Origin of the sequence: Mesorhizobium sp. AR07, assembly GCF_024746815.1 — a bacterium.
Lineage (GTDB): Bacteria > Pseudomonadota > Alphaproteobacteria > Rhizobiales > Rhizobiaceae > Mesorhizobium.
The window spans coordinates 3,560,865-3,585,079 of the sequence record NZ_CP080525.1 but is presented as its reverse complement, the minus strand read 5'-3'; the positions used below and the strand labels follow the sequence as shown (position 1 = coordinate 3,585,079).

The window sequence follows — 24,215 nt, the reverse complement described above, 5'->3', positions numbered from 1 at the left end:
AATCCTCTCTAAAGTCTCAATGGCGCGATCCATTAGTCCTTCCTGAACTCCATCTGAACACCGTCTTCAGCATCGGTTCGAACGGCATCTCCTAAAAAGAAGCCGTTCAACTCGCGGTCCCGTCCGCCAAAGGAGACGCTCTCATGATCCGCATTTCTTTCATCGCAACCGCGCTCGCCGCTCTTGTTGGTATTACCGCCGCCGCCCCGGCCATGGCCAACGACCTGAGCATTGAGCAATATGGCTGGTCGAACTCGGCCGGCGGCGCCCAGAACGGCTTCAAGAACCGTATCCGGGTCTACCAGGACGGCCGCTTCAACACGGTGATCGGCCAGCAGCGCGGCCGCCACAACCTTTCGGCCATCGGCCAGGAAGGGGTCGGCAACTACGGCGCCACCTACCAGAACGGCAACCGCAATGTGGCCGGCGTCGCCCAGTTCGGCTCCAACCACACCACCATCCTGACCCAGGACGGCAACGGCAACATCGCCGCCGGCGTGCAGGTCGGCCACGGCTGCGATGCCAACGTCAGCCAGGGCGGCAGCGGCAACGTCGCCGCTTTCGTCCAGGCCTGCCCATAAACGCGGCAACGCCGGCGGCCGTGGAAAGAGTCCACGGCCGCGGCCAACGAACGCCAAGGAGACGAACATGCCACACATCGTCAAGCATCCCCGCCGCGTCATGGCCGCACTCGCCCTGGTTCTGATCCCGGCCGGCGCGCTGGCGGCTATGGCCACCGCCGACCACTCAGTCGAACCGGTGCGCTGCGAGATCCGCGCCACGCCGGAAAGCGGCATGGTTTCCCTGGAGGCGCTCGCCCATGCAAATCGAAACCTGAGCGGCACCTATTCCTTCCATGTCGAAAGCACGGGCCGGTCCGGCGGCACCAATATCGAGCAGGGCGGCGCCTTCAGCGCGGCGCCCGGCAAGCCTGCCACGCTCAGCGCTGTTACGCTCGACGCGAAGGCCGCCGTCTACGACGCCAAGTTGGAGGTCACGGTCGATGGCAAGAGCGTGGGCTGCACCGAGCGGGTCGGCGGCGCGACCTGATCGCATCGCTAGATTTACAAAAAGGGCGTCGGCATTCGGCGCCCTTTCTATGTGCGTCAGGCCGGGGAAGAAGATGACTGAACGGCAGCTGAACGACCAATTCCGGCAGGGTTCAGCCACGAGATGAGAAGGTTGGCCATAGGCTGAGGCAGCCGGAAAATGGAGACCAAGATGACCCTGAATATGTTCAAGACCCTTACCGCCGCTCTCGTTGCCGGCAGCTTCGGCCAGGCGGCGCTGTCTGCACCGGCTTACGCGGGCGGCTGGGTTTCGGTGACATTTGCTCCCGGCAACGCTCGCGACGCTGGCGCGCTGGCGACTGGCCTGCACGTCTATTCGTTGTATCGCGGCCTGCACGGCGCCAGCATCCGCCAGTTGGGACACGGCAACGCCGCCGGCATCGGACAAAACGGCGGCGGCAATCTCGGCATCATCCAGCAGGGGGGCAACGGCCATTCCGCCACCCTGCAGCAGAACGGCAATGACAACGCCTACGGCATTTTCCAGTTCGGAAGAAACACCGACGCGAATGTTGTTCAGAACGGCGATGGCGGCGGCGGCGCCACCTTCAGCTACGGCTGGTAGCGGGCAAAGAAGACCGATGGAGGCCTGACTCCGAGATGTTCACTGCTCGTCGCCATCGTTTCGCTCGGCGGTGACCGTTCAGCGCCGACCTCAAGAGGGCCTCCTCGATATCCAACATGAAGCATGAAGGTGCGCCTGATAAGGCGCTCGGAAAGTACACGAACGGGGGTGATAGCTTTGAGACGAGATTTTCGTCCGCCTCATACGCCTTCCAGCAGGAGCGATTAGCGCTCGAATATGCCGAGCATGCCTGCAAAATTTTGCCGGGAAAGTGCCTTTTGTAGCTATGCCATTTCAAGGATGTATCGATTTGTGAAGCGGCATCCTAACATTCGCCATTTTTTAGATGCCGCTTATATTGCGCTAAAAACCGCACCTGATCGCAAACGACGGTCGGGGCAAAAGAGTAGGGAAGGATAATTTCATGAGCTTCAAAACTGTCTGTTTCGGTGCACTTGCGTTCACCATTGTCGGCGGCGCGGCGCTTGCCGGCGCACTCGACGAACCCAAGATGATGGCGCCGTTCTTCACCGACGCGAGCATGAAGACGATGAAGCCGGACGCCGATATGAAAAAGGCTTGGGCTGGCATGGCTAAGGCCGATCAGGACAAGATGATGAAGGAATGCAACGACGCAGCGATGAGCAAGCCTCACGCCCAGTTCTGCGAGAAATTGAAGGCACTCGGCGGTTCCAAATAAGCCACGGCTTTCGCTAACGGTATGGTGGCGGGCTATGTCCCGCCATCATCATGTCAGGCTGATTTCTTCTGACGTCCGCTCGACACCGATTCATAGATTTGCGGCTTGACCATCGTGTCATTGCCGGCACTGGGCTCTCGATCGGCCCCTTCTTCGTCGGGAGGTCGGTCGCGCTCAGGAAGACCTGATCTCGATCGGCGTCGCGTCTGCACCAGCCTGTAGGCGGTTTTTAAAATCATTTTACAGATTGATGATTTGAGCCTTCGGATAAGTCGAACATCCTTGATAGCGGCTCGATCATGCTGAACGCCAAAAGCTTCGAAATTCAATCTACCGGATTGTGACAAGGCGCTGCATAGGGAGGACGCGAGGAAGATGAAGGACCGTGAAGACTTCCTGGCGTGGGTGAAGACCTCGCTGTACCAAGCCGAGCTTGCCCTCCACAATGGTGACCCGGCGCCTCGCCGGGCGCTCTGGTCCCCTCGTGAGCCGGTCAGCGTTCTCGGTGCGTGGCGCAACGCCAACGGTCAAGCCGAGGTTGATGACCTCTTCGTCTATCTGGGAAAGAGCTTCTCGAACTGCACGTCCTTCGTCGTCGAGGTGCAGGCGTACGACGTGATCGGCGACATGGCCTACACAGCTGGACTGGAGCGCACGTCCGTCTCGGTCGACGGCAAACGGCGTACATACACGTTGCGCGTCACTCAGGTCTATCGCCGGGAGGACGGCCAGTGGAGAGTCGTCCACCGTCATGGCGACACCGTGACCGAATGATGGCGGATGACCTCCTCATTGTGGAGGCCTGAGCGAGGTCTTGGGTTTGGCGCCTGCTCAGAGATTTCGAACCCCAAGACGCGAGCGTTCACCCGTCGGGTTTGAATGTCGTGGATCTGGTCAACAAGCCCGAGGCCGAGACCCGGACCGAACGGCAGGGACGCATGGCCGACTATCTCGGCCGCCTGACCGCCTCAACGAGCAGACCTCAGTCAGCGTCACCACCACCAGACCTTTGGGGAATGGCCTCCCGTTTTCGGTGATGTCAAGAATGACCACGGCGCGATCGCCTGACCCATCAATGCGATATCGTCGAGACCGGCAACGAGAGAGCTGGCGCTTCAAAACCGCGCCTGACCCTCAGCACCCGCCGATCCAATCCGCCTGCGCAACTGCGACCAACTCCGACACGTTGGTCCGGAACATCGCAAAATTGTGCCGCTGCGAAGCCTGCGGCGGACCAGTGGGCGTTCTTCTGCGGGGCACTGCGATCATGACTGATTCCTCGACCCGTCGGCGGGAAGGGCGAGCGGTACGAAACCTGCGAAATTGGACAGGAACCTGGATGCCGCCGCGCTTCAGAACACGCGCAGGATGTCAGTCCCTGAAAACGGCTACCGGGAGATCAGTCGGGTATTCGGCCCATCCGGCCTATGTCCGCCGGAGACCTTTGTCGGCCTGTGAGCAAGCCGCCAGGAATGCGGCGAGGAAATCAGGATGGAGAAAGTGCAGACAGAGCATTCATGGTTTCGCTCCCTTAATCAAAACTCGGAGGGACGGCTTCTAGTGTTCGGTTCAGTGCCGCGACGTCGACCATGCCGCGTTAGGCTGGGCAGGCCTCAAGGATGGAAATGGGTCCTCGGGTCTGAATCACTCGTTCAAGGCGCAGCCCTGCGGCGCCGAACAAGCTTGCATATTGGGTCTGCGTTCTCTCCAGGCCGCCAGTGACGGCGAGCATGACCACGTCGATACCCTTGATCTGGTTCGGCTCGTCACCCGGCGGCACGAGCGTTTCGGCCACGAACACCTTGCCGTTCGGCAGCATTGCCTTGCGGCAATTTTGCAGGATCACCGCGGCACGCCTGTCGTCCCAATCGTGAATGACCTTCTTGATGACGTAGACATCACCGGTGGGAACGCTTTCAAAGAAATCACCGGCAACAAATTCGGTGCGCGGCAGGTCGCCTCCGGCACCCTGGCGTGCTGCCGCGACGCCCGAAGGCAGATCGAAAAGCACGCCGTCCAAATGGGGATTGCGAGCCAGGATCACCGAGAGAAGCTGGCCATGTCCCCCGCCAACGTCGACGACCCGCGTGAACGGCTTGAAGTCACAAGCTTCGGCAACGGCCTCGTTGCTGCCTTGGCTCAAGGCGACCATGGCACGCTGAAACAAGGCAGCCTGCTCGGGGTGTGCCGACAGCCAGTCAAACCTTGGGCTGCCGAACACCTTGTCGAAGGCTGGCTTTCCGGTGCGGACAGAATGCATGAGCTGCTCGAAGGCAAGATAGGCCTCGCTGTTGATCATACGAACGAAGTCACGGGGGCCAGGCTGATCGGAGCGCAGCACGGCGCCAACCTCCGTCAACTCAAAATGGCGGGGCAGCACTTCCCTAACGACCCCTTCGGGCGCGAGAAGTCGCATTACACGATAAAGCGCGTCAGCATCTGACTGAGTGGCAGCCGCTAGTTCATCCACCGACTGTTCGCTGGCAGCCAGGAGATCGGGGATGCCGAGTTCGATAATGACGCGCAGTGCCTGTGACACGGCGAATCCGAATCCTAGCCTCATGATCTGTTGCGACGGGTTGAGCATGACATCCCTCCAATATGCGCGGAAGTTTAGCAGGCTCTGAATGATGAGTCCTGCATGCCCTGCTTGGATGTTGGTAGCCCTTAGGTAGCTCTGGGCGGGCCTCTATCTGGCAGCAGCCTAATTGCAACAAAGCCCTGCCCCGTTATTTCGGTGCCAGTTTATGCTCAGGACGTCTCCTGCCGTCTCCGTGCCGGATCGCCGATAGCAACGTCCACATGCAGGCGGTGCCCCGACCCGGCCCGCTGCGGATCGCATCGCGTCGGGATACCCAAAACCGCTATTTTTTGGACGAAATTCAACCGCAAAGCCGCGCGAGATTGGTTCGCACTGTCTGGGAAACATTTCCGCCCGACGACGTCGTCTTCAACAACATCCACAACACCACGATCATCAACAACACGACGATCAACAACGAGACCAATAATCAGGCCAGGCAGAGCAATGGCAATGCGCCGGGCGGTCTCACCACCGGCCAGAAGCTCGGCGCCGCCGCAGGCCTGGGCGCGGCCGCGCTCGCGGCCAAGGTTGCGCTGCCGCCGCAGCTGCAGAAAAGGGCCGCGCTGGTCAAGCAGAATCCGAGCGGCCTGCCGGCGAAGCTCGGGCAGGGTGCGGCGCAAGGTCGTCAACCAGGCGGCACCACGCCGATGTCGAAGACGCTACCTGGCGGCAAACTTTCGACTGATCACGCCTTGCCCGGCGCCAACGGCAAGACGCTGCCACTCGTCAACGGCAAGCCGGTGCTCAACAGCCAGACCTTACCCAACGACAAGTCCAGGAACCTGCGCAAGCAGGGTACGATAAGCGGGAACCCGCAGGCTACAGGGAATACAGGCGCCGCTGTGACGACAGGGCAGGGCGCTGGCCAGCAGAACGGAGCCGGCAATGGGCAGGGCAAGAATGGCAAGTTCCGCAAGCCGCCGACCGTCAGCGGTGCACCGGCCGGGCAAGATCTCAACGCTCAGCAGAAGTTCAGGAAGAACACTCCGAACGCGTTGTCCGACCAGGACACCGGCAAGCCGAAGAAGCTGACGCGCAAGGACCTGTCCGCTGGCCAGGCCGTTGTCGTACCGAGCGATCAGGTCCCGGGCAACGGGAACAAGAAAATCCGCAAGCTGCAGAACAGCGGTGGAGGTTCCGCCGGCCCGGAAATCAACGTGCAGCGGAAACCACAGCGCCAGCTCAAGCTGCAGGAAAAGCCGAACGTGCACGTGTTCTCCAAGCCGCAGAAGCCGACGTTTCATGCGCAGCCGAAGCAGGAATTCCACGCCCAGCCGAAGCCCAAGATCCAAGAGCGACGTCTGCCACCGCAGCCCAAGCCGGAGTTCCGTGCCCAGCCGAAGCCCCAGATCCAAGAACAGCGCCTGCCGCCGCCGCCCAAGCCGCAGCAGCCGCCAGGTAAGAAGCCGTCCTGCGGGCATCCAGGCGAGCCGGCCTGCGGCAAGTAGGAGCGCAGAAAGGCAAATCAGGGCGACACAGCCGCGCGAGGTGGCGGGGAGGCTCGAAATGGGGTGGGAACGAACGGTGTCATCGACGGGATGGACGGTGGGCCACTCGGTGTTCAGTCCCGGCATTTGCTGGATCGGATTTAGGATGAAGTGCTCGGGCTCTTTTGCCCAGGTTTTGCAGATGTGTTCGTAGGGTGTGGGGCCTCTTGAGGGTCTTCAGCACCGGGATGTTTGCTTCCAGCCTTGGCAACCAAAATCCAAGTCGCGCATTTTAGTGAATGCTGTTAGGCCAAATCTCGATGAGCTGTTCTCGCTGCGGTGCGCGTGACCATGGTTATGAGCACTGCACGCATCTGAACCATGGTAGCCTATCCGAGGCATCCGCGCCTTCGAACAAGCCCAATGAACGTCCGAAGGAGCAGGTTCCGGTTCGCAATCCAACCGAATCGTTGAATCAGATCGATTATTTGAAACTGACCGAAAATCGTCTGCCTGTAGTTCAGATTGGAGCGCTGAAAGTCATCCCATTTGCCCGCCGGTCCCCTCCAGGCGGTCAATAGGGCCGCAAGGTCCGTCGCCCGCTGGCTCCCGGCCAGCGGGCGCCTTTGCACAGCAGACCGCCCATTTGACGCGCCGAAACAGGAAGGCCCTTGCGAACTGGTTTGTGCAGCACCTGGCCGCCGGCTACAGCAGCATGCTGGGCGGATATCCTCGGCAAGGTGACCACGATGAAGGTCGTCGAGGCCGAATACGGTATATGCCGATGCGAACTCGGTATGTCATCGCACCGAACGCTACATTGACGTTCAAGGGTGGCCCACGGTGAACTTGCCGCAAGCAGGGGTGCGACTCGCTGTCGTGCCGATCCAGGGCTATCGCGACACCGCCGCCATCACACCAAGCTCGATGAGCTAATTATCGCGCTGGCAGAAACGCGAAACGACGTGGTGGGGACTGGAGCATGCAAACCCGCATCGGATCAAATCCCACACGGAGCTCGAACAAAAAGCCAGTGCCGATATTTACCACCAACGCTACTTCGCCGGCAAGCGCCTCCCGCACAAGTAGCGAGGAAGCCGCCCGCGAACTCGAAACGCACGGCCCCCCGCAGGACGCGACGCGCTTGACAGGACCTCTAACGCTTTGCCACCGTTTCACGCAGCGGCTCGTTGCGGGTCGGCCGCCGATATCTTCTCACCAACTTGACCGTGCTAGTATCGACCGTGAGGCGCCCCAGCACCTGCACTGTGACCCTGTTTAGATCCTCGTCGACGTGCACAACTTCCCCTTCGAACCTTATCCTGTCGCCAGGCTTCGCTCCGGGATCGACGGTCGAATAGGGGTGCAGAGCCGTCGGAATATGCAGCGACACGCGATCCTCGATGCGCTCGCCAACCGTGGCGATAATCGCCACCTTGTCACCGATATTGATTTCCCGTGCCATGCATAGAATTCTGGAGCAGCGCAGCTGTTCGTCAAGGGATTGCTAATATATGAGGCGGCGATCTGACTAACGCCCGGCCTCGCTGGCTGCCGCCCTGCCGCCTTCAGCTTCTGGATCGTCGCGACAATCGCCGTCGAGCCAGACTGTGCCCTAGCGTCTCATGCAATATGACCTAGCGACGGTCGCGCATGTCTACCGGCTTGCCACAGGTCCGGCAGTAGTAGAAATACCTCCTCTCGTCGGCAAGGTCGCCGTGGTGCTTCCCTTCAATTGGAGGCCCGATATTTGGAACGTCATTCATCGGCTGCCGCGGGCCTTTGCCTCGCGCCTCACAGGCTCACGCTCATTGCCATGCTTTTCTTGGAGATCCCGAGCCTCGGAAAATTTGTTGGCGAGGTAGCCCACCTCTTATTCCTCATCCCCCGGCACGCGGTCGCGGTCATGAATATCTCGTTTGGTCTTGTCGTCCCCCATCTCGTTCCTTCTTGCATCCGATGATGCCCAACACGCATGCGACGCGTTTGTTGCACGCACTCTAACGGTGCGTATTGGCGACCCTCGGTACCTGCTTCACGATTGGGTCCGCCAACTCGGTCGGAGCCCGCGCTCTCGGCCAGAGGCGCTGGCTTTTTCAGATTTGCGGTCGGGCGGCTGGTCGTCGTTTCCAGTACAGTTGAAAGGACACGCGGCGGAGGACTACCTTTGAATGACCGAGAAGGTTCCTTTTCTGGTCGATTTGGAAAATGCCGCCGCCATGCGGATCAGGGATTGGCGCGCCTTAAGTGCGGCTTAGCCGTTGCCATGGCACACGCGCGTTCCGTCGGGACTTGCTGAGTCTGGCTGAGACTCTAGATTATGGACTGCCTTTTGATGGACGTCACACTTTCGGAGGCATCGTGTTAGCATCGTAGCATTGCGACAGGACGAGGAAATGCCAAAGGACGCCGCCGACAGAGCCGCACGCATCGTCCGGACGGTGATTGAGACTCTGAAGCCGGGTTTTGCGGTCAGGCTATGGACCGGTGAGCGGATCGGTCCCGCCACCGGCCCCGTGCTCACCATCAACGATCAGGACATCGTCTGGCAGATGGTCCGCCAGCCCTCTTTCTCGACGCTGATTGAGATGTGGATTTCCAAGACCGTCGACGTCGAAGACGGGACCCTGTTCGATTTCTATGCCTTGCCGTCGCAAGGCAAGCTGCGGACGAAGCTCAAGTCATTGCCGAAACTGGCGATCTTGCGAGACCTGCCCGCCGTGCTGTTTTCGAGAAAACAGATGACGGCGCGGACTGATCTTTCCGGGCGCAATCCCTTCGTCAGCGGTTCGAGCCAGGAGGCGATCCAGCACCACTACGACATTTCGAATGCCTTCTACCGGCTCTTCCTCGACGAGCGCATGGTCTACAGCTGCGGCTACTTCAAGGATTTCGCCAACAGCATCGACCAAGCGCAAGTCGACAAGCTCGATCACATCTGCCGCAAGCTCAGGCTGAAGCCCGGCGAAAGATTGCTCGACATAGGTTGCGGCTGGGGCGCGATGCTCATCCATGCCGCGAAAAATTATGGCGTTGTCGGCCATGGCGTCTCGTTGTCGGAGGCGCAGACCAAACTCGCCCGCGAGCGCATTCGAGCCGAAGGACTGGAGGATCGCATCACCATCGAGATAAAATCCTACGCCGAACTCTCCGGCTCGTTCGACAAGATATCGTCGATCGGCATGTTCGAGCATCTCGGGCTTGCCAATCACGCCACCTATTTCTCGACCATCCATCGTCTGCTGAAGCCTGGAGGCATCTATCTGCATCACGCCATCACCCGTCGCAGCAAGGGAGACATGAAAAAGACCCTGCGCAAGGGCCCGGAATTCAAAGCGCTGATCAAATACATCTTCCCTGGCGGCGAACTCGACACGATCGGGATGACGCTCGGCAATCTCGAGGCGCATGGCTTCCTCGTCTACGATGTCGAGAATTTGCGCGAGCATTATGCTCGCACCTGCAGGCTGTGGGCGGAGCGCCTGCATGCACGGTTCGACGAAGCGATTGCCGAGGTGGGTGAGGCCAAGGCGCGCCTCTGGTTGCTTTATCTCACCGGCTGCTCGATCACCTTCGAGCGCGCCTCGGCACAGATTTTCCAGACTGTCGTGACCAAGCGCGCGCGGGGTCCAAGTGGCCTGCCGCCGACGCGGGCCGACATTTATGGACGGTGAGCCGCGCGGTCTCAGCGATCTTGATCACGACCAGGTAGCGACCAGCCTCAGAGCCGGTGGAGGCGCATTCGCACACCACTAGCAGGCTGTTGAAAAACTGTTTTGTTCACGGAACGTATCGGAATCAGACCGAGTACAAATCAGATTCAAAACGGGTATCTCCGATCCTTTTTCCACAGCCTGCTAGAGCGTTTCCTATCTTGAGAGAATCGTAGGATTCCCAAAGAAGGAGGTTTGTGATTCAAGATGCTGGCTGGATTGGAGGCCAGCATCTGATGACGCGAGCCCTTTCAAACGATCTTCGTGAGCGTGTTGTTGAGGCAGTTGGAGCGGGTGAGAACTGCCGTTCGGTGGCATCGCGCTTTGGCGTTGCAGTTTCCTCTGTGGTGAAGTGGTCGCAGCGTTACCGTGCGACCGGCTCGGTGGCGCTGGGCAAGATGGGCGGACACCGCAAGCGCGTTCTGGAGCCGCATCGGGCCTTCATCGTGGAGCGGATCAATCAGACCTCTGAACTGACGCTGCATCGGCTGAAGGAAGAGTTGGATGCTCGCGGGGTCAAGGTCTCGCACAATACGGTGTGGCTGTTCCTACGCCGCGAGGGCCTGAGCTTCAAAAAAAACGCTGTTCGCCCTTGAACAGGCGCGCGCTGATATTGCCCGCAGGCGCCGGCGATGGCGCTCTTGGCAGAGCGGTCTCGATCCGCAGTGCCTGGTCTTCATTGATGAGACCTGGATCAAGACCAACATGGCTCCGCTGCGAGGCTGGGGGCCGAAGGGCAAGCGGCTGCGCGGCCTGGCTCCGCATGGCCATTGGCGCACGCTGACCTTCCTCGGCGCGTTGCGCTGGGATCGGCTCGCGGCGCCTTGCGTCTTCGACGGCCCGATCAACGGCCAATGCTTCCGCGCTTATGTCGAGCAGCAGCTAATCACCGTGCTGAAGCCCGGCGATATCGTCGTCATGGATAATCTCGGAAGTCATAAGTCGACAGCCGTCAGGCAGATGATCAAGGCTGCCGGCGCCAGGCTCTGGTATCTGCCGCCCTACTCGCCGGATCTCAACCCGATCGAGCAGGCCTTCGCCAAGATCAAACACTGGATGCGCCAAGCCCAGAAGCGCACCGTCCAGGACACATGGCGCCACATCGGCCACCTTGTCGAAACCATCGAGGCAGCAGAATGCAAGAACTACTTCGAAAACGCCGGCTACGCTTCCGTCAAAACGTGAAACGCTCTAGCTTGAAAGCCGCGCGTGCCTTCGGATTCGAGATTGCTGCTTATTATGCCAAAGCGGGATTGCGCCAGAAGGGTTCAGGTGGGCTTACGCGGATCTTGTGAGGCGGCCCGGCGGGTATCGCTAATCACCACATAAAAATAGCAACAATGAGTGCCAATGAGAGGGAGTAGCGATTGATCCGCCTATCGTGTCTGCTGACAAGCGCGCCATTCGATCTTGACGGGGAACCAATGTGGCAGTGCCCAGTTTGGATAGCGACGGGACATGACACGGAGAATTTAGATGACACGCCGACCAAAGATTTTGGCCAGCACCGCACTCGGGTTGCTTATCGCCTCAGCGCCGTTGGGGGCCCCGCTCAGCAGCGCAGCATTCGGCGCGGCGCGGTTCGTCGCATCCGCACCGCCGATTTTTATCAAGTTGAAATGTAAGGAGGGCGAGTCCGCCGAAGCCTGCGCGCTAAGGCAACAGGCTCCGTCCGAAAACGCTGCTCCACTTCCAGCGACCGAACCACAGCCTACTCCAAAACCGCAGGCTCAGCCAAAAGAGGCAGCTCCGGCGTCTGAGGCAGCTCCCGTTCCAGAATCCACGCCACCGGCTGAACCGTCCACGAAGAAACAGCCCGCTCCAACGGCCGAGCCTGCGCCTGCGCCGCCAGCCGAGCCTGCGCCCAACAAGGCTCCCGACAAATCGGCTCCAGGAAAGCAAGTCCAGCCGCCCGCAGACAAGGCGCCTTTGCCCACCCCGGCTCCCCAGGCGCCCGCTCCGACCAATCAGCCTGCGCCTGCCCAGGGCGAACAGCCGGCGGAACCTACGAGCAAGTCAGAAAAGAAACCTGCCACCTCGCAGCCTGCCGCCGAGGCGCCTGCATCAAAGCAGCCCGTGACAAAAGCCCAACCTTCAACCGAGCAGCCCCCCGCCAGCGGAAAACCGGCCGTTGGTGAGCCGGCGGCGCCCGCCCAAGGCGAAAAGCCGGTCCAGGGCGAGGCACCGACTGATCCGAACGCCGCACCGATCCTTGACAGTCAGAAGGATGCGAAACGCCCTGGCAAGGACGGCAAACAGCCTGCCCAGCAAGGCGGCAGTGACCAGGGTGCCGCTCCCGCGCCCGCCGCAGTTGCCAAAGGGCCACCACCTGCCGACGACAAGGCAGCGCAGGAGGCGATCAAGCCGGAAAAGATCGTTCCGGTTACCGACGAAAAAGGCAAGCGCCTTGACAAGGCGCCTGACGTCCTTGCGAAGGAACGCCCGCAAGGCGCAGACGTGCAGACGGAAGGCGATCGCCTGATCATCCAGTTCAACAACCAAACTATTGTTGAAAGCAACGAAACTCCACGTTTGGACCGGGGCGCCAAGGATGTCTACTATGAGGAGTTGCCGCGCGGCCGTACGCGCGAAACCATCGTGCGCGACAACGGCAACCAGATCGTCACCATCCGCAACAGCAATGGCGACGTCATCCAACGTTCGCGCATCACGCCCGATGGTCGCGAATACGTGTTAAGCTATGTTGACGAGCACTACTATCAGGACGTGCACGACTGGCGCGATCCTGGAGATGACTTGCCGCCCATGCAGCTGACCATCCCCAGCGACCAATACATACTGGACTCAGAGTCGGTCCAGGATCAGGGAGACTATTATACCTTCCTCGAACAGCCGCCGGTGGAAAAGGTCCAACGGCTCTACTCGGTCGTCGAGGTCAAGCGTTCGGCCCGTGTTCGCGATATCGCACGTCGTGTCGATCTAGATACGTTGAATTTCGAATCCGGTTCGGCTTCGATCTCCGACAGCGAAGTCAAGAAGCTGCAAGGGGTGGCGGATGCAATGAACAGGTTGCTGAAGAAGAACCCGGCAGAAACGTTCCTCATCGAAGGCCACACCGATGCAGTCGGTAGCGAGAACGCTAACCTGGCCTTGTCCGACAGGCGAGCCGAGGCAGTCGCCGAGGCCTTGACCAGCGCCTTCGGCATCCCGCCGGAAAACCTGACGACCCAAGGCTACGGCAAACGTTATCTCAAGGTGAACACGACGGGACCGGAACGGCAGAACCGCCGCGTCGCTATTCGCCGCATCACGCCGCTTGTGGCGCCCGTCGCCAGCGCCAACTGACCAAGACATCTCGCGATTCGGTAAAGCTCGCCGAATCGCGAGACACTTGCCAGCCCAGGGACCAATGGCCGGCCTGCTCCGATGACGGAAGATGCTTGTCTTTCAAACCCCGACGGGGCTTTTAAGACTTCATTTACCGTGCAGCCGTTAGCATCTCGTTTGCGGCTAAAGTAGCAGTTCCGCATTTTCAGGCAACACCGCCCGTCGCTCTTAGTCCACCTAAGAGCGACGGGTACCTGCCTCAGGCACAAGCCGCCGGCTCTTATCAAAATGCCGGGCCTGGGTGGCCGCCCGCGCGCTGGTGGTTGAAGCGGCATTTGAACTTCCCCCAGAATGTGCCCGCCTGGCTGCGTGGTGCGCGCGGAGCTTGGTCGTCCGGAGTTCATTAAGCATGGACACCGCCCGCAAAGCTGGCAAAGGGCAGAGTTGTTGACGAGAAAAGCAGCGTCATGTCCGCCTGAAAAACGGCAGGCCGCCCGAGCCGAAACGTCGCCGCGATCAGGCGGACCACCTGCGTTAAGTACCTATCGGCTGCGAGAACTGTAGAACTCGAGCGCTCATTGAAATGGCGCAGGTCCGGCCAGATTGGCCGGACCTGATACCATTACCTTCTGCAGATTCGAACTCGCTCGATGACTCGGTGGTGATGACGTGGCCTAGCCGGCAGGGGACGCCCGGCTTCAAGCGATCATTGTCACCAGGATCACCAGCCTATGTAGCGACAATCCGCGCGCGCACGCGGCGATTAGCCGGCAGCGTCGATAGCGCCGGTACAACCGCCACCTCCAAGAACTGGAAATAGCATCCCGGTTGTGCCTACCACGTTGCAGACTGGTTGCTCCGGCAATCCCAAGCCGAGGTTTGATCGAGCTTTTGTTCGAAGTTAAGGTATCGAAAAAGCCGAGTGAAAAAAATCCGTTCTGGCTCTTGAACGATTTCTTGGCCATTCCCAAATCGTTTGCCGTCGAGGCTTAGGCTCGACGAAACAGGCGTCGCAGTGACGCTGCTTGTAACCCATGTTGCTTTACGGAGGATATGGCTATGAGAAGCTTTGATTACGCCCCACTCTATCGCACTACGGTCGGCTTCGACCGTCTCTTCGACATGCTCGACAACAGCGTGCGCTCGGACTGGCCGCCTTACAACATCGAGAAGACCGGAGACCACGATTACCGGATAACAATGGCCATCGCCGGGTTCAGCCCCGACGAAGTTGAGTTGACCCAGCACGGGCCGGAACTGGTCGTGATCGGCCAGAAGCAGCCCGAAGAGAGCGATCGCCAGATCCTGCACCGCGGCATGGCGACCCGCAACTTCAAGCAAGTCTTCAAATTGGCGGACTATGTGAAAGTTGCGAAGGCCACGCTGGACAACGGTCTGCTTTCGGTGGACCTCGTTCGCGAGATCCCCGAGGAATTGAAGCCGCGTCGCATCGGTCTTGTTTCGTCGAGCGCCGCAGCCCCCACTCAGCAACAGCAGATCAGCCAGGATACGGAGCGACGGCGCCAAGTCGCCTAATTCCCCGAATTAACGCAAGACTGCGGTCCCGCCTCCCGGCCCAGCCGGGAGGCACAGATTGCGGAGAATGGAGATGACAACCGGATTCGAATTTTTGGCAAACCGGAAATGCAGGACGGCTCAACAAGGGATCACACATCCTGACGACGTTGTCGGCCTTCCAGACCTGAGTGCTGCCGAGAAGCGGGCGATTTTGGCTTCCTGGGCGTCCGACGCGTGCTCGGTTCCCGGAATACCTCTGCTGCGTCAGCTGGAGGATGGAACGATAGCCATGATCGACGACATCCTGCGCGCTTTGGAGACCCTGGACGGCGTGTCGGATGACAACCGTCAAAATCGGAATCGCACGCTTTGGGGAGCGCCGTATGCTCGACGACGTCAGAATAAGGGGGCGCCTTGGCCGCATCGTCGCCGGCGCGATGACGACGATGATCCTCCGCCCTGTCCGGCCTACCGTGCAATCGTCCCAAGACGAGGCGGTGGCGGGGCGATGGCGTCCCCAGAGCCGGTACTTGTTTAACGGTATCGGCCATCTACGCGCCGCTCTACCCGATCGCGAGAGCTTTTGGAACATTAGCCGCCGCTAAGGGTTCGTACTGGGCAGCAGATAACGACCCCTCGGTATCTGCTGGAGATCGGGTCCGCACTCGATCGGAGCCCGCGCTCTCCGCCAGAGGCGCGGGCTTTTCCAGATTTGCAGTTTGGCTCAACGGCGTTTGAAGATGTTATATTATTTCCCCATACAGGTCCGGCTTCAATGCAAATAGCCCGCCTCGGAGGGGGCCGAGACGGGCTGTTCGTCGTTTCCAGTCTGGGTGAACGAACACTCGACGGACGACTACCTTTGAATGATCGAGAAGGTTCCGTTCTTGATGATTTGCGAAGGAAGGGCGTGGTCATACCATTTGGCGTTTGCTTAACCCCTTGCTCAAGTTGCAGCCCGCAGGCGGGCTTTCTCCCGGCTAACTGGTGCTACGATTCTGGGGCGGCAAAGCGATGCGATTCGTCCGCTGTCTCTCCGGGGCGGCATTGCCCCAGAGAATTCGATCACCGACTTCACCGCGACTTGGCGGTGTTGTACTCCCGGTTTGCCGCGTAATCGATAGTGAAGGTTCCTTCGGTAAGTGGAACACCCAGTTTTACATTGAAGATATTCACCGTTGTGGTTAGTCCCTTCTCGTCGGTAAGGCTCCATTTTCGTAAATCGAGTGATTTCCTGTCAAACATCATCGAAATGTTTGAATTACCATAGGCTGATCGGTCAACCAGCTTGATAATTATCAGGTCGCTTTCTTCTTTGATGCTTTTGAGGTGTCTGCCAGAAAAGTCTACCTTGTTGTCGAGTAGCAGCTTGAGCGGCGTCTTCGAGAGCGAATAGAGCCGCGATGTCTTAAGTTTTTTATTATAGACGACCACCGATTTTCCATCGGCTATTACGGTGACCCCTGATTGGCCGGCAAAATTAAATCGGATCTTGCCCGGGCGCTTGAGAAAAAACCTGCCACTGGTCTTTTCTCCCTTCGGGCCCGACTGAACAAAGTCGCCGGACATGGATTTTACCGATGAGAAGTGATCGGCGATCGTCTGCGCTGCGATTGGTGCGGCCGAAAGCGCGGGCATAAGGCCGACGTTGATCGCGGCAGCGCTTAGAAGGACGAACCAGACACCGAGCAGTGTTTTGACTTTATAGGCCATCCAATTGTCCTACCTTGGTGACGGCGCGTGATCGCACAGATCACGCGCCTTAGGTATCAGTAGCCGTCCGGGCACCGGGCAATGTAAACCCGGCCATGACGATCCCGATAACGGCATTGACCTGCCTCACTGGCATGCCCGATCACCGCACCGGCCAGCGCACCGACTGCACCACCAACGACAGCACCTTGTACCGGATCGCCGGCCACCGCGGCACCGATCGCGGCACCTCCCAAGCCACCGACGGCAGCGCCTTGTTCGGTACGGGAACACGCTACGAGCGGGATTAGCAGGCTCAAAATGAGCAGTGTCTTTTTCATGGGTCCTCTCCTGAAGCCTTAATTGGCCGGAGAATAAATGCGCCAAGGGGTTTTTCGATCCATGGCCCTGTCGCCTTCATGGAACAGCTCGTCTTCGCTCCAAGGCGGACTGCATAGGCTGAGGGACACTGAGCCATTCGTCGGGCGAAGGCCTCAGATTGAGCGCGACCGCGCGTTTTTATCGCTCGCCCCACCGCGATCAAGATACACGCGCCGATGAAGCCGGCGACCAAATAGCCCAGCCAGCCGGCCAGCGATATGCCAATCACGCTCAGGATGAGGTTGGCGACAATGGCACCCCACGATCCCCAAAATGATGTTCATGAGCACGCCCATGTTGCTCTTCATGACATCTCGGCGACCCTTCCCGCGATACCGCCGATGATGATCGCTGCCAGCCAGCCGAGCCACGATTCTGCATAGGTTTCCCTTTCCTCGAACCGCAAATTGCTTCGGCAGGGGAACGTTCAGGGGCCAACAAGTTCCCGCGATACAGGTGCCGTATACGCTCAGAAAAATGCGAGTCGCAGCAGGGAATCTTATGTGGTTCGGATGCCGACAACTCCGCTGCGGTTAACGCGAGCCCCCCAGCCATCTCAGGCCACTTCCGAATTCCAAAGGGAACTTCGCATCGTGCGGCCCGTTGTGCCGTCGCAAACTGTGCCGCGTTCAGCCTCCCTGCAATGGTTCGGCCGAACGCGGCGTGCATCAACACTAACGCACAAGGAAACGTACCATGATCGGCAAACTTTTGGCTACCACCGCAATAGCAACCCTGCTGTCGTCTGGCCTGTGGGTATCAGGGGCCGCCGCTGAAGATGCCACCAAACCTGCCACCGCTACGACCACTGCGGCGACGGCGCCGGCGGCTATTGCAGACGGCAGCCTCGTCACCAAGATCATAGGCGCCGACGTCTATGATAGCGCCGCAGACAATGCCCAGAAGATCGGCGATGTCAAAGACATCGTTCTCACCAAGGACGGCAAAGCCAAGTACATTATCATCGGCGTAGGCGGATTCTTGGGCCTAGGGGAAAAGAACGTCGCCTACGATTTCAGCAAGGCCGAGTGGGTCGAGAAGAAGGGTGATCGCTGGTTGGTCGCGAAGACCACCAAGGAAGACCTTCAAGCGCAAAAGGATTTTGACCTGAAGGTCTACGACACGGCATCGGCGTCCAACAGCAACAATGTTGCCGCTACCGCGAAAAACCAGCCGGCCGCGGCGACGACAGACAAGACGACCACCGCGGCAATCGACAAGTCTTCGCTGACCGAGATGCCGATGGATAAAATCAGCACCAAGGACTTCATCGGCACGAACGTCTATGGCGCCGACGATGCAAAAGTCGGTGAGATCGGCGACGTGGTTATGACCGGCGACAAGAAGGTCGATGCCGTCATCGTCAACGTGGGCGGTTTCCTTGGCATGGGCGAAAAACAGGTGGCCATGGGCCTGGAGAAACTGAAGTTCATGTCGGACAAGGACGGCAACCGGTATCTCTACACCAACTTCACCAAGGCTCAGCTTGAGGCGCAGACCGCCTATGACAAGGGCACCTACGCGCAGAATCGCGACAAACAGCGGATCATTGTTGGCCAGTAGACCCCAACGTGGCCCGCGCTGTTTAGGCGCGGGCCACGTTTTTTTCGATCGTGTATGCTGTGCGATCTGACAATCCCGGGTATGTGAGCACAAGACGAGATCACCTCGATCTTCCGATCGGCTGAATAACGTAGCACGTTCAGGGTCTTTACCGGTTGCAAGCAGCGGCGCTCTCGAGAAGGTCGTCCTGTCCATTGGTCCTCAGAGCGAATGTGTAGGTGCAGGCGCTGTGGGCTGTCGGCTGCGGCGACCTTGGTGGCTCGCTGAGCTGGACGGATGACCGCTACGGGCGAGTCTCAAGGATTTCGGCGACAGCCATCCTTAAGCGATAAACTGGGTTGAGCGTGAAATGGTAGCCGCAATCGAGATGCCGTAGCGGCGTTTCAAGCGTTTGCTTGGCCAAATCAATTTCGAGGGAGCCGAAGGCGCGTTCCTTCTGCCATCCACGACAGTGACACCGGCGCCGTGGTCACCGTTCGCCGAACTCGGTATTGTAGAACGCGGCCTGCGGTTTCTAAGCTCGATTGGCAACAGAGGCTTCCACGGCAGCCAGCGGCGCTTCCAAGCTCCAGGTGATGCCATGCGGGCCGTACTCGAGATTGCCCTGCCCGCTAACCGCTGCGGGCGCAACCCGCTTCAGCACCACGGTTCCGAAACCGCCATGTCCAATGGTCTGAACCATCGGCCCGTCGGTTTCGGCCCACGTCAGGTGAAAGGTCCTCGAAGCACGGGAGCCGGAGACGGACCATGTGACCGCAATCTGGCCTTTATCCCCTGAGAGCACTCCGTACTTGGCGGAGTTCGTGGCGAGTTCGTGGAAGGCGATTCCGAGATACTGCACCGAATTGGGACTGAGGACCAACGATGGTCCCGACATGTCGATGACGTCACCCCGTGGGAAAGGCCTGGCCTGGGCCGCCCAGAGTTCATTGATGGTGGCGCCCTTCCAGTCGGCGGATACCAACAGGTCGTGGGATCGCGACAGCGCCATGATGCGCTCACGCACCTGGGATTCAAACTGACTTGGTGTCTCCGATCGTTTGTTGGTCTCCCGGATCATCGACAGGATGACAGAGTATTGGTTTTTAACCCGGTGGTTGACCTCGCGCATCAGCATGCGGATACGGTGCTCGTTTTCCCTTGCCGACGTAATGTCCCGGGCAATCTTCGACGCGCCGATGATCCGCCCGGTGGCGTTACGCATAGGCGATACGGTAAGCGAGACCGGAACCAGGCTGCCATCCTTGCGCTGACTTATTGTTTCGTACGTTTCGACCCGCTCACCACGGCGAATGCGTTCGAGGATGCGAGGTTCCTCGTCCTGGAGATTATCCGGAATCAACATGGTCACCGGCCTGCCTATCGCTTCGTCGGCGGTGTAGCCGAACAGCCGTTCGGCCCCGTGATTCCAGCTCTTGATGATCGCATTCAGATCCTTGCTGACAATTGCGTCGAACGAGGATTCCACAATCTCTGACAGATGCTGCCTGACCTCTTCGGCACGTTGGCGGTCGGTCAGGTCCAGCAGCATGTTCACGGCACCAATCAGATTGCCATGCTCATCCCGCAGCGGTGTGGGGTAGGGCAGGAACGGAAAAAAGGATCCGTCCGGACGGCGTGCTATGGCTTCCTGGTTGCGGACCGGCCGGTTTTCCTTGAGCGCGATGGCCATCGGGCACTCGTCATGCGGCAATTCCTTGCCCTCGGGAGTGAAAAGCTTGAACGTGACACACCATTTGTCCTTGCCGACTTTTGGCTCCGTGCCCGCAAGGTCGGCGGCGGCGCGGTTGTAGTAGGTGATCGTCCCGTGCTGGTCGGTCGTATAGGTGGCAACCGGAAGGGCGTCGAGAATTTGGTGATAGGTGCTGCCCTGCTGCCTCAACTCCATGCGAGTCCGCTCCAGGTCGGTAACATCGACCGTAAAGCACCTTGTGTTGATCAGCTTGCCGTCCGAAAATGGCCGCTCGACGTGATTTCGACATGTTTGATCGATCCGTTACAGGCTCTCAATCGCGCCGGATATCGCGTGATCTTCTCGCCACGGGTCAGCCGTTCCAGAATGTCGTCGATCACGTCCCGGTCGGGATAGAATTCGGCAATGTGGCGGCCGACATAATTTTCTGCACTAAACCCGAGAAGGTCAAGCTCAGCCTGATTTGCGTGAAGGATGACACCATCCGCGCTTACCAGATGGAGCGCGACGGCCCCGTTCTTGAAGAAATCCTGGTAGTCGAAGGCCCTACTATCCTCACCGGACAGTTCCGGACTCTTGAAGGCGACAACGTTCGCCTGCGTTACTTCCTTCATCCGAGTCCCCGATCGCTCCTTAACCGACCTAAATGCGGTTCGTGGCAATTCGTTCCACAACAGTCGTTCCGTCGATGGTTCGTACGACTCCAGTGGCCGTCGTTCGTGGGAGTGCGGAGGACTTTCCGTCATCCCGGCAAAAGCGATTAGTCGGGCCAATCTCTCGACGGTGGGGATTTTGACTTTCGCCTCTTTCCGTGCGCGATTATCGAGGCGATGTCGACCGTGACCAGACCGCCAACCTTCACGGTCACCTTGCCATCTTGGTCATCGACGCGGATGACATATCCGACGAGACTAACATTGTCGCCGGACCTTTTCTTCTTGGGAGCATCGATCGCGAAGGGGAAGTTATAGGTCGGAATACTGACGCTGGCGCGGCCGCTTGGCAGCACCTTTATGATGGTGGCTGTCAACGTAATCTCATCACCGATCTCTATGTCCCACGCCATGAATGTGACTCTGGAGCGGTCAGGTCGGTCGTCAAGCGAAATTTTGATTTAAGATAACAACGATACCGCTGCGTTCCACGTCTGTGGTGATGGCGCACTGTCTATATCGGCCGTATAGCGTCGCAGTGGGCCGACCGGCTGCCTTGATTGTGCAGGTGCGGCTGGCCGAGACGTTCCAGCGTTCGGGCAGCTTTGCCGGCGTCGGCAACCCGGGCGAAGGCTTGGCGATCGACTATCAGGTGATCGTCGAGATCCGTTCATTCGAAGTGCGCGTCGACGGCGGCGACCATGCCGAGGTCGAGCTGTTCGTACGCATCCTGAACGACCGCAAGGGCGAGGTGCTTGCCTCGACCTGCTTCACCGCTTCCGCGCCTGTCTCGGGAGGCGGCAATCAGGCCTATGTCAGCGCGCTTGTGTCGGCCGCCCATTCGTTGGATCTGTGGAACGTTGAGCGTCGTATTGACCCGCCGGCTAAATGCAGCCTTCAACTGAGGCCGTGCAAAATCCGGTTGCGGCCGTCCTTTGAGACGATGGCCTCGAACCCCGGGCTACCGCCACCGACCAGATCGACCCCTCCATCCGCCCCCGAGACGACCGCCACCAGCAACCAACCGGATGATTAGGAGAAGTACAATCGCGCCGAGGGTGGCATTAACGATCAAGCTGATCGTTCCGCTCCCGAGATGGATGCCAAAGCGGGGTAGCAGCCAGTCCCCGATGAACGCGCCGATGAGTCCGATCGCGATGTCCCCGATTAGACCAAAGCCGGAGCCCCGCACGATCTTTCCGGCCAACCATCCGGCAATAAGGCCGACTACCAATATGACTATGATGCTCTCGTTGGTCAGATGCATGGTGATCCTCCGGGCCCTGGTTTTCGCAGCGCGATTCGTGTCTACCACCAGCGACTAGTTCCATAGCCGATCCTCTATCCCCACGAAAGCCAAAGCGCGTCTGTGGTTCGACGCGACCGCCGCGCGGCGACCCAACCAATAGGACGGTCGATAACATGGTCACCGATTGCGACCGCTACCCACTCCCGTTGCGGTCGTTCACTTTCGAAGCACGGCGAGACGCGCCACCAAGTGGCTCGCCGGATGTGCAGATCGCGCAGGCCTTTTGGTTCCAGCTTACGACGATTGATGACCGGAAACTTGCTGCTGAACCGTGTCATGTGGGCCGCAGGCGAGATCCTCAACGAGAATCCATGTCGCCCTGCGGACCGAGCCTTGGGCTCTCCCTCCGCACCAAAGGGGCCCTAGAACCAACCCCGCCATTTGAACCACGCCAGCGGAATAACTGCGCTGAGAGCGATCATCCGCAAACCATAGGGATAGCCGAAAGCCCAGTCGTATTCGGGCATGCTCTTGAAATTCATGCCGTAGATGCTCGCCATCAAGGTTGGAGGAATGCCGACGATCGAGACGATGGTGAGGATTTTGAAGATGTCGTTTTGTGCAATGCCGATTAATCCAACCATAGCGTCGAGCAGGAACTGCACCTTGTCGGAGAGATGCACCTCGTAATTGTCGAGCGACGCTACGTCGAGCTTATCCATACCCGAGCGCTGATTACTATTGCGCTTTGGTTGAGAGAAGGTCGCACAAAGATCCGGCGAGCGCAGCGTGATCATGCGGCTTTGGACAGTCCAGGCCGCGCTCCAGAAGATCCGTCACCGCCCGACGTCCACTCCTGATAGGCGGCGGTCACGAACAGCTGCGGAGCGTTTAAAGCCCTCCAGCAGTTACGAAATCGGGGAATATGATCCGGATTTGGGCATTGGCTCTCGAGAGCGCAATTGCCTAGTCGGGCCGTCCTTATGGCATGAAAAACCCGCTGCCGGGAGGAGGTGGCAGCGGGTTTCTATATCAAGCTTACCACGGGAGGAGGTGTGGCTCACTTTGCATCGGCATCGCATCTGGGAGGAGTAGATGGCCGACCCGGGTAACATCGAGTGATGCGAGGCATTGTGCAATGCACAATTTTGCATGGCTGCCGTGTGGATCCAGACGCCGTTCTCTACCCAGTCGCTGTCCTGAGGCTGGGAGGCCGATTGCATTCTCGAAGAGAGCAACAAAAAGTTGAGGGCACAATTTCCGAAACCAAAAGTTGACGCCGCCATTGAGGTAGGACATGAATAACCCTGTCGATATTGCGTGCTGAGCTTTGGTTATCGCGCGTTTGGCACCGCGCCCTGAACGAACCTTCCCTTCAAAATCGTCATCGTCACAATCGGCAGCGCTCTTGCGTTGCCGTCGTCGAATATTGCTATGAAAGGGTTCATCATGACCACTGGCACAGTTAAATGGTTCAATTCCACCAAGGGCTTCGGCTTCATTCGGCCTGACAACGGCGGCGCCGACGCCTTTCGTTCACATCTCTGCCGTCGAACGCGCTGGAATGCGCGAAATCGTCGAAGGTCAGAAGATCGGCTATGAAATGGAGCGCGACAATAAGTCGGGCAAAATGTCGGCCTGCAACCTGCAGGCCGTCTGATCGGTTCAGCTTTCCTTTGACCACGGATGTACTGGCACTGTTGAAAGCATGAGACCAAGCGAGGTCAGGCAAAGTTTGCCTGACCTTTTCTATGTCCGGCCAACCGACCCACTAATTTGCGCGTGTATGCCGCCTCTTGTCGATGGCCGTCAAGATCAAGGAGATCTGGATGACCGAAACAACGAGCGAGCTTCAGACTATCAATACCGCATGGCAGATCGCCATCCAGGAAATCCTGCGAATGGTCGTGCGGGATATTTACAGGACGGGCGACGAAACGGTGTTCAAGTCGCATATCAAGCGCATAGAAGAGGCTGCGGTGGACAGCATCTACACTGGCCTCATGCTCCGAGGCACGGACGAATGGACTGAGCTGCTCGTCAAGGAAAAGGCCAGTAATTTCGTCACTACGCTTCTGACATCCTTCACCTTCGATAGGGTTTAAGACCAAAGCCAGTC

Annotated in this window: 20 protein-coding genes and 5 pseudogenes; 15 read left to right on the top strand and 10 right to left on the bottom strand. The window is 59.1% G+C overall.

What is annotated here, in order from left to right:
• The first annotated feature begins 143 nt into the window (after positions 1-143).
• From BPNPMPFG_RS18260 to BPNPMPFG_RS18235, 6 genes and pseudogenes are all read left to right on the top strand, one after another.
• Positions 144-581 (top strand): curlin, encoded by a 438-nt coding sequence (locus tag BPNPMPFG_RS18260; protein WP_258590116.1) that lies wholly within the window; start codon positions 144-146, stop codon positions 579-581.
• Positions 582-648: 67 nt separating this feature from the next.
• Positions 649-1,050 carry a curli-like amyloid fiber formation chaperone CsgH gene (gene csgH, locus BPNPMPFG_RS18255; RefSeq protein WP_258590115.1) on the top strand — a complete coding sequence of 134 codons (402 nt, stop codon included), beginning with the start codon at positions 649-651 and terminating at the stop codon, positions 1,048-1,050.
• Positions 1,051-1,221: 171 nt separating this feature from the next.
• Positions 1,222-1,635: a curlin gene (locus BPNPMPFG_RS18250; RefSeq protein WP_258596806.1), complete on the top strand. Its 414-nt coding sequence runs from the start codon at positions 1,222-1,224 to the stop codon at positions 1,633-1,635.
• Between the two features lie 424 nt (positions 1,636-2,059).
• Positions 2,060-2,335 (top strand): hypothetical protein, encoded by a 276-nt coding sequence (locus BPNPMPFG_RS18245; RefSeq protein WP_095204127.1) that lies wholly within the window; start codon positions 2,060-2,062, stop codon positions 2,333-2,335.
• Positions 2,336-2,710: 375 nt separating this feature from the next.
• Positions 2,711-3,109: a nuclear transport factor 2 family protein gene (locus BPNPMPFG_RS18240; RefSeq protein ID WP_258590114.1), complete on the top strand. Its 399-nt coding sequence runs from the start codon at positions 2,711-2,713 to the stop codon at positions 3,107-3,109.
• A 104-nt stretch (positions 3,110-3,213) separates the two neighbouring features.
• A pseudogene (locus BPNPMPFG_RS18235) lies at positions 3,214-3,455 on the top strand (ATP-binding protein); the annotation flags it as partial.
• 477 nt (positions 3,456-3,932) lie between these two features.
• Here the strand turns inward: BPNPMPFG_RS18235 and BPNPMPFG_RS18230 are convergent.
• A complete protein-coding gene (locus BPNPMPFG_RS18230; protein ID WP_258590113.1) occupies positions 3,933-4,922 on the bottom strand; it encodes an acetylserotonin O-methyltransferase in 990 nt (329 codons plus the stop codon).
• Positions 4,923-5,137: 215 nt separating this feature from the next.
• On the opposite strand from BPNPMPFG_RS18230, the gene BPNPMPFG_RS18225 reads away from it, so the two are divergent.
• Positions 5,138-6,367, top strand: coding sequence for a hypothetical protein (locus BPNPMPFG_RS18225; protein WP_258590112.1), 1,230 nt, complete (start codon positions 5,138-5,140; stop codon positions 6,365-6,367).
• Between the two features lie 1,135 nt (positions 6,368-7,502).
• Here BPNPMPFG_RS18225 and BPNPMPFG_RS18215 read toward each other — a convergent pair.
• A complete protein-coding gene (locus BPNPMPFG_RS18215) occupies positions 7,503-7,811 on the bottom strand; it encodes a hypothetical protein (protein WP_258590111.1) in 309 nt (102 codons plus the stop codon).
• Positions 7,812-8,742: 931 nt separating this feature from the next.
• Between BPNPMPFG_RS18215 and BPNPMPFG_RS18210 the strand changes: the two genes are divergently transcribed.
• The 4 genes from BPNPMPFG_RS18210 (at position 8,743) to BPNPMPFG_RS18195 (ending at position 14,883) form a co-directional block, all read left to right on the top strand.
• Positions 8,743-10,020, top strand: coding sequence for a class I SAM-dependent methyltransferase (locus BPNPMPFG_RS18210; protein ID WP_258590110.1), 1,278 nt, complete (start codon positions 8,743-8,745; stop codon positions 10,018-10,020).
• A 275-nt stretch (positions 10,021-10,295) separates the two neighbouring features.
• Positions 10,296-11,244 (top strand): IS630 family transposase gene (locus BPNPMPFG_RS18205; protein WP_258590109.1). Its coding sequence is split into 2 segments (ribosomal slippage): positions 10,296-10,631 and positions 10,633-11,244, totalling 948 coding nucleotides; the frame shifts between segments, so codons are not numbered across the junction.
• 891 nt (positions 11,245-12,135) lie between these two features.
• Positions 12,136-13,365: an OmpA family protein gene (locus BPNPMPFG_RS18200; RefSeq protein ID WP_319945941.1), complete on the top strand. Its 1,230-nt coding sequence runs from the start codon at positions 12,136-12,138 to the stop codon at positions 13,363-13,365.
• 1,041 nt (positions 13,366-14,406) lie between these two features.
• Positions 14,407-14,883, top strand: coding sequence for an Hsp20 family protein (locus BPNPMPFG_RS18195; protein ID WP_258590107.1), 477 nt, complete (start codon positions 14,407-14,409; stop codon positions 14,881-14,883).
• A 1,056-nt stretch (positions 14,884-15,939) separates the two neighbouring features.
• Here the strand turns inward: BPNPMPFG_RS18195 and BPNPMPFG_RS18190 are convergent.
• The 3 genes and pseudogenes from BPNPMPFG_RS18190 to BPNPMPFG_RS18180 all read right to left on the bottom strand — a co-directional run.
• On the bottom strand, positions 15,940-16,578 hold the full coding sequence (locus BPNPMPFG_RS18190; protein WP_258590106.1) for an outer membrane lipoprotein carrier protein LolA: 639 nt from the start codon (positions 16,576-16,578) through the stop codon (positions 15,940-15,942).
• Between the two features lie 56 nt (positions 16,579-16,634).
• Positions 16,635-16,898 carry a YMGG-like glycine zipper-containing protein gene (locus tag BPNPMPFG_RS18185; RefSeq protein ID WP_258590105.1) on the bottom strand — a complete coding sequence of 88 codons (264 nt, stop codon included), beginning with the start codon at positions 16,896-16,898 and terminating at the stop codon, positions 16,635-16,637.
• Between the two features lie 176 nt (positions 16,899-17,074).
• Positions 17,075-17,344, bottom strand: a pseudogene (locus BPNPMPFG_RS18180) (GlsB/YeaQ/YmgE family stress response membrane protein); the annotation flags it as partial.
• Between the two features lie 290 nt (positions 17,345-17,634).
• Between BPNPMPFG_RS18180 and BPNPMPFG_RS18175 the strand changes: the two are divergent.
• The gene (locus tag BPNPMPFG_RS18175; RefSeq protein ID WP_319945940.1) at positions 17,635-18,501 is read left to right on the top strand and encodes a PRC-barrel domain-containing protein; all 867 of its coding nucleotides are present in this window, start codon (positions 17,635-17,637) and stop codon (positions 18,499-18,501) included.
• A 514-nt stretch (positions 18,502-19,015) separates the two neighbouring features.
• Here the strand turns inward: BPNPMPFG_RS18175 and BPNPMPFG_RS18170 are convergent.
• From BPNPMPFG_RS18170 to BPNPMPFG_RS18160, 3 genes are all read right to left on the bottom strand, one after another.
• Positions 19,016-20,389 (bottom strand): PAS domain-containing HWE histidine kinase family protein, encoded by a 1,374-nt coding sequence (locus BPNPMPFG_RS18170; protein ID WP_258590104.1) that lies wholly within the window; start codon positions 20,387-20,389, stop codon positions 19,016-19,018.
• A gap of 50 nt (positions 20,390-20,439) precedes the next feature.
• Positions 20,440-20,808: a PAS domain-containing protein gene (locus tag BPNPMPFG_RS18165; protein WP_258590103.1), complete on the bottom strand. Its 369-nt coding sequence runs from the start codon at positions 20,806-20,808 to the stop codon at positions 20,440-20,442.
• Between the two features lie 146 nt (positions 20,809-20,954).
• The gene (locus BPNPMPFG_RS18160) at positions 20,955-21,260 is read right to left on the bottom strand and encodes a hypothetical protein (RefSeq protein WP_258590102.1); all 306 of its coding nucleotides are present in this window, start codon (positions 21,258-21,260) and stop codon (positions 20,955-20,957) included.
• A 120-nt stretch (positions 21,261-21,380) separates the two neighbouring features.
• On the opposite strand from BPNPMPFG_RS18160, the pseudogene BPNPMPFG_RS18155 reads away from it, so the two are divergent.
• Positions 21,381-21,682 (top strand): annotated as a pseudogene (locus BPNPMPFG_RS18155) (ABC-type transport auxiliary lipoprotein family protein); the annotation flags it as partial.
• A 126-nt stretch (positions 21,683-21,808) separates the two neighbouring features.
• Here the strand turns inward: BPNPMPFG_RS18155 and BPNPMPFG_RS18150 are convergent.
• A complete protein-coding gene (locus BPNPMPFG_RS18150) occupies positions 21,809-22,114 on the bottom strand; it encodes a GlsB/YeaQ/YmgE family stress response membrane protein (protein WP_258590101.1) in 306 nt (101 codons plus the stop codon).
• Between the two features lie 404 nt (positions 22,115-22,518).
• Positions 22,519-22,806, bottom strand: a pseudogene (locus tag BPNPMPFG_RS18145) (CorA family divalent cation transporter); the annotation flags it as partial.
• 739 nt (positions 22,807-23,545) lie between these two features.
• Between BPNPMPFG_RS18145 and BPNPMPFG_RS18140 the strand changes: the two are divergent.
• Positions 23,546-23,756: pseudogene (locus tag BPNPMPFG_RS18140) on the top strand (cold-shock protein).
• 169 nt (positions 23,757-23,925) lie between these two features.
• Entirely contained in the window at positions 23,926-24,201 is a 276-nt protein-coding gene (locus BPNPMPFG_RS18135) for a hypothetical protein (protein WP_258590100.1), read from the top strand.
• Positions 24,202-24,215 lie beyond the last annotated feature (14 nt).